This is a genomic window from Gordonia otitidis NBRC 100426 (genome assembly GCF_000248075.1).
Lineage (GTDB): Bacteria > Actinomycetota > Actinomycetes > Mycobacteriales > Mycobacteriaceae > Gordonia > Gordonia otitidis.
Genome location: NZ_BAFB01000124.1, coordinates 1 through 5,044 on the forward strand (window position 1 = coordinate 1; position 5,044 = coordinate 5,044).

6 protein-coding genes are annotated in these 5,044 nt (G+C 66.3%); 3 read left to right on the forward strand and 3 right to left on the reverse strand.

What is annotated here, in order from left to right; all coding sequences use genetic code 11:
- Positions 1-156 (reverse strand): CNNM domain-containing protein (locus GOOTI_RS25745; protein WP_007239055.1); only part of this gene is annotated, 156 nt, incomplete at its 3' end.
- Positions 157-392: 236 nt separating this feature from the next.
- Positions 393-1,685: a tRNA guanosine(34) transglycosylase Tgt gene (gene tgt / locus GOOTI_RS12995; protein ID WP_007239056.1), complete on the reverse strand. Its 1,293-nt coding sequence runs from the start codon at positions 1,683-1,685 to the stop codon at positions 393-395.
- A 91-nt stretch (positions 1,686-1,776) separates the two neighbouring features.
- On the opposite strand from tgt, the gene GOOTI_RS13000 reads away from it, so the two are divergent.
- Both GOOTI_RS13000 and GOOTI_RS13005 read left to right on the forward strand, forming a co-directional pair.
- Positions 1,777-2,229 carry a hypothetical protein gene (locus tag GOOTI_RS13000; protein WP_007239057.1) on the forward strand — a complete coding sequence of 151 codons (453 nt, stop codon included), beginning with the start codon at positions 1,777-1,779 and terminating at the stop codon, positions 2,227-2,229.
- A gap of 51 nt (positions 2,230-2,280) precedes the next feature.
- The gene (locus tag GOOTI_RS13005) at positions 2,281-3,063 is read left to right on the forward strand and encodes a MerR family transcriptional regulator (RefSeq protein WP_007239058.1); all 783 of its coding nucleotides are present in this window, start codon (positions 2,281-2,283) and stop codon (positions 3,061-3,063) included.
- Positions 3,064-3,065: 2 nt separating this feature from the next.
- Here GOOTI_RS13005 and GOOTI_RS13010 read toward each other — a convergent pair whose 3' ends face one another.
- Positions 3,066-4,376: a UDP-N-acetylmuramoyl-tripeptide--D-alanyl-D-alanine ligase gene (locus GOOTI_RS13010; protein ID WP_007239059.1), complete on the reverse strand. Its 1,311-nt coding sequence runs from the start codon at positions 4,374-4,376 to the stop codon at positions 3,066-3,068.
- 85 nt (positions 4,377-4,461) lie between these two features.
- On the opposite strand from GOOTI_RS13010, the gene GOOTI_RS13015 reads away from it, so the two are divergent.
- Positions 4,462-5,044: D-alanine--D-alanine ligase (locus GOOTI_RS13015; protein WP_007239060.1), on the forward strand; the 583-nt coding region annotated here is incomplete at its 3' end.

The window sequence follows — 5,044 nt, forward strand, 5'->3', positions numbered from 1 at the left end:
GTTGGCCGCCGATGCGTCACCGTCGGCGGCGAGCGCCTTGAGGCGTGAGCGATCGACCGCCATGTAGGCGAATTCCTGTGCGACGAAGTACCCGGTCAGGGCGGTGATGGCGAAGACGACCAGGATGCCGAGCACGATTCCGAGGACGATCATCATGCGAACACCTCGTCGCGAACCGTCGGGGTGGGCACCGACCGGTCAGAAGTGGTGAATGCCCCCGAACGGGGGCAGGATCGTCGAGGTCTCCGTTTTTTGCGCCGAGCGCGATTCATCATGTCTTTCTGCTGCGGGGATGGACGAATACGTCCAGGATACGCGAATCGAACGAACCGGACTCCGCGTCGGTTCCCGGCGGTCTCGAACCAGTGGTGACCGGCTCGGCCGGCGTGCGCTCAGTTGTCGCGGTTGCCCGCGTAGTAGCGGCCGAGAAACTCGTCGCGGTAGGCGTAGTAGTCGCCGGATTCGATGGCCCGGCGGGCACCGTCGACCATCTGCACGACGAAAGCGACGTTGTGCAGTGTCGCCAGTGTCGCAGCGAGGCCTTCCTTCGCCTTGAACAGGTGATGCAGGTAAGCACGCGAGTACTGCGATGTGTAATTGGTGATCTCGGGATCCAGCGACCGGAAATCGTTGCGGTAGCGCGCGTTGGTGATGTTGTACCGGCCGTCGAGCGAATAGATGGCGCCGTTGCGGGCGACGCGGGTCGGCGACACGCAGTCGAAGGTGTCGGCGCCGTTCTCGATGGCGGTGAAGATGTCGTCGGGCTCGCTGATCCCGAGGAGATGCTTCGGCTTGTCCTCCGGCAGTTCGGAATTGACCCATCCGACGATCGTGCCGAGGTTGGCCTTCTCCAGCGCACCGCCGATACCGAAACCGCCGAAGCCCTTTCCGCCCGCATCCTGGTCACGGCGCGAGAGTTCGGTCAGGTCGCGCGCGGCTTTGCGTCGGAGATCCTCGTACTGCGCACCCTGCAGGACTCCCCACAGCGATTGCTGTGGCCGGTGGCCGCGCTCGACGGAGAGCCGATTGTGCTCGGCGAGACACCGAATCGCCCACTGCCTGGTTCGCTCGAGCGAATTCTCCTGGTAGCCACGGGTGTTCATCAACGTCGTCAACTCGTCGAAGGCGAAGATGATGTCGGCACCGAGTTGGTGCTGGATCTGCATCGACAGTTCAGGAGTGAACCGGTGCGACGATCCGTCCAGGTGCGACTTGAAGGTGACGCCGTCGTCGTCGACTCGCGAAAGTCGTTCGCGCCCCTCGGCGATCTTCTCGTCGTCCTGTTCACCGGTCACGTCCATCGAGATGACCTTCTTGAAACCGGCGCCGAGCGACATCACCTGGAACCCACCGCTGTCGGTGTACGTAGGACCCGACCAGTTCATGAACGCGCCGAGCCCGCCCGCAGCGTCGACGATGTCGGGTCCCGGTTGCAGATAGAGGTGGTAGGCGTTGGCGAGCACGGCTTGCGCACCGAGCGCTTCGACCGCCTCGGGCAGGACGGTCTTCACCGTTGCCTTCGTTCCGACCGGCACGAAGGCAGGTGTCCGGATGTCGCCGTGGGGAGTCGTGATGACCCCGGTGCGGCCGAGCGAACCGTCGAGGCGCGTGCCGACCGAATACGAGTGGTCGGGACGCAGGTGCAGGCCGGTCGAATTGGTGTCGGCGGTATCGGGCGGGGTCACAGCCCGATCTTCGCAGTTCGAGCAGCCTGAGCTCAAATGAGCTCCCGACGAGCCGACCGGGACTCGACAGCCGATTCGCTACGGTGAGTCCATGATGCGCGGAACGAATCTCAAGGTACCCACCCGGATCGTGCTGGCCTGCTGCGGAGCCCTCGGAACAGCTTCGCTGGTGCTGACCGGCTGCGGCTCCGAAGAGCAAGCGGACACTGCGAGCCCGGCAGCGACGTCGGTGAGCGAATCCACCAGTCCCGCCGTGGTCGGTGGCCCCCGTCCGGCATCGCCGACGACGTCGATACCCGACGAGACCGCCGCAGGGACCAAGGTGTGCGACAAGATCTCCGGACCCGACGGCGCGCTGCGGGTGCAGATCCTCGCCGGTGACCTGAGCTGCTCCGAGGCCATGACGCTCGCGAAGTCGTACGGCCCGAAGATCGCCAGCGGTGAGCCACAGGACGTCGACGGCTGGACGTGCGCGCCTGCCACCGGCAACGGACTGCTCGCGGCATGCGAGAAGGGCTCGGACCGGGTCGGCTTCGCGCCCTGACGTGCACGCCGACTTGACCCTCACGCGACGTCAGGCAGCAAGGTCATCGGTGTGAGCGAAGGAAATGCCCCGAGGTCGGGCGACCTCACCGTCGGTGTGGTCGCCGGGCTCGTCGGCGTCAGTGTCCGCACGTTGCATCACTACGACCAGATCGGGCTGGTCGCGCCGTCGGGCAGAACACTCGCCGGTTATCGCGTGTACGACGACGCCGACGTCGAGCGTCTCCACCAGGTGCTGATGTACCGGGAGCTGGGCTTTCCGCTCGAGCAGATAGCGACCCTGCTCGACGATCCGGACGCCGATGCGCTAAGTCACCTGAGTACCCAGCGTGATCTGCTCACCGAGAGGATCGCCCGCTTGCACCGAATGGTTGCAGCTGTGGAGGACATGATGAAAGCGAAGAAGAACGGCATTGCGCTGTCGGCTGCCGAACAGACCGAGATCTTCGGCGATGACTGGCTCGGCGAGGAGTACGCCGACGAAGCGCAGGAACGCTGGGGCGGCACCGAGCAGTGGAAGCAGAGTCAGCAACGGGCCGCGCAGTACGGCAAAGACGACTGGAGACAGATCAAGGCAGAGGCGGACGCGCTCGAATCACAGCTCGCCGAAGCGATGCGGCGCGGCGTCGAACCCGGTTCTGCCGAGGCGAACGAGCTCGCCGAGGCGCACCGCGCGGGTATCGAGAAGTTCTACGACTGCAGCTACGAGATGCAGGTCTGTCTCGGCGACATGTATGTCGACGATCCTCGATTCGCCAAGCACTACGACGACGTCGCGCCCGGTCTGGCCGTGTTCTTGCGCGACGTGATCCGCGCGAACGCGCAGGACAGGTAGGTTCAGCCCAGCTTCTCGGCGACCCGTTCGAGCGCGGCGACGCGACTGCCCTTGACCAGCACCGCGTCGCCGTTGCCGAGTCCGTCGAGGGCGGCAACAGCGGCGTCGATGTCGGCGACGTGGGTGGCGGTCGAGCCGTATGTCGGCTCGCCGACGGCGATCACCTGCACACCGAGTGAATCGGCCTGCAACGCGATCGCCTCGTGTTCTGCGTCGGAATCGTGCCCCAACTCGGCCATCGTCCCCAGCACGGCGAAGCGTCGTCGAGCGTCGAGCGCTGCGAGGGAGCGCAGCGCCGCCGACATCGAGGTCGGGTTGGCGTTGTAGGAGTCGTTGAGTACGACGACGCCGTTCGGCGTGGTCGACAGTTCCATCCGGAGACCGGAGAGGGTGGCACCGAGGAAACCCGCGGGCATGTCGTCGACGGGAACCCCGAGTCCACCTGCGGCGGCGGCCGCCGCGAGCGCGTTCGACACCTGGTGCTCACCACGCGCCGCGAGAGTCACGTCTGTGCTGCCCCAGGGCGTGTGCAACCGGAACGAGGCGCGGAGTTGATCGTCGACGGTGATGTCGGTGGCCACGACGTCGGCCGACGGGGCCAGCCCGTAGGTGAGCACCTGCGCCGAGGTCCGGGACGCCATCGCGGCCACGTGCTTGTGGTCGGCGTTGAGGACGGCGATCCCGTCGGCGGGAAGCGATTCGACCAGTTCGCCCTTGGCTCGCGCGACGGCCTCGATGCTGCCGAAGAGTTCGAGGTGAACACCCTCGACCCGGGTGATGATGCCGACGGTCGGATGCGCGATCGAGCACAACAACTCGATGTGTCCGACGCCACGCGCACCCATCTCGACCACCGCCGCCTCGGTGTCGTCGGGCGCGTTGAACAGTGTCAGCGGAAGACCGAGTTCGTTGTTGAACGACTTCTCACTCGCCGCCGTGCGGTACGTCGTGGAGAGCAACCCGGCCAGAAGATCCTTCGTCGACGTCTTGCCGACCGACCCGGTGATCCCGACGACCCGCTCGGGGAGTCGACGCCGCGCAGCACGCCCGAGGTCGGCGAGGGCGAGAGCGGTGTCGTCGACCGTGATGGCGGGAACGTCGACGCCGCTCGCCGGCCCCGTCGAGGTGAGGTACGCGCTCGCGCCCGCCGATACAGCGCTCGCGATGAAGTCGTGGCCGTCACGAGCCGCGACGAGCGGGACGAACAGTTGTCCCGCCCGCACCGCGCGCGAGTCGATCGTCGCGCCGTCGACCGTCACGTCGTTTCCGACGAGTTGACCGCCGACCTCGTCCGCCAGCTCACTTGCCTGCATGTGCACGCCTCAACGCTAGAGGAAGGCACGAAACACCACGCACGCCGGGGAGAGTGCGGCTCGGCGTGGCCGTATCGTGTGACCCATGTCGACTCCCCTGCTGCGCCTGGTTGTTCTCTATGGTGGCGTGTCCGCCGAGCACGATGTGTCCCGTGTGACCGCAGCGCACGTGCTGGCAGCCGCCGACGCGGCCAAGTACAGCCTCGTCCCGATCGGTATCGCGAAGAACGGCAGTTGGGTACGCAACGACAAGGTGATCGCGTCGCTGGCCGACAACACCCCACTGCCCGACGCCCTCGACATCGCGGGCACCGTCGTCGACCCGCTGCGCGAGCTGCAGGCCCACTCCGAGGAATCGATCACCGTCGTCCTCCCGCTGCTGCACGGCCCGCACGGCGAGGACGGCACCATCCAGGGGATGCTCGAGCTGTTCAAGCTGCCCTACGTCGGAGCCGGTGTGCTCAGCTCCGCCGCCTGTATGGACAAGGGCATGGCGAAGATCATCGCCGCCCAGGCGGGAATCCCGCAGTGCCGCTGGGTCGAGTACCGCGACGGCGTCGACGACCCGCGCACCGTGGCGTTCCAAGCTATCGAGGAACTCGGCCTCCCGCTGTTCGTCAAGCCGGCCAATCTCGGGTCGTCGGTCGGAATCAGCAAGGCACACAGGG